At 66.8% G+C, this 262-nt stretch carries 1 protein-coding gene; it reads right to left on the reverse strand.

All coding sequences use genetic code 11. The annotated features are described in order from the left end of the window. Positions 1–262, reverse strand: a 262-nt coding sequence (locus tag ETU37_RS01345) for an MCE family protein (RefSeq protein WP_206053623.1), incomplete at both ends; no start/stop codon positions are given.

Raw genomic sequence — 262 nt, forward strand, 5'->3', positions numbered from 1 at the left:
CGAGACGTCGCTCAGCTTCTCCAGGTCGTCGACCAGCAGCGGGATCTTCGGGTTGGTGCGCGCCAGGTAGTCCTCCAGCACGACCAGGTTGTTGCCGATCTGCTCACCACGCCCCTCCAGCGCCGTCGCCAGCGCCGTCAGGGTGTAGTTGATGTCGGCCGGGCGGACCGTGCGCAGCAACGGGTAGACGTCGTTGAGCACCTTCTCCACCTCGATGGAGACCTCGGACTCGCGGATGACGTCGCCGGCGGCGATCGACTCG

The organism is Nocardioides iriomotensis (assembly GCF_004168035.1).
GTDB classification, from domain to species: Bacteria; Actinomycetota; Actinomycetes; order Propionibacteriales; family Nocardioidaceae; genus Nocardioides_B; species Nocardioides_B iriomotensis.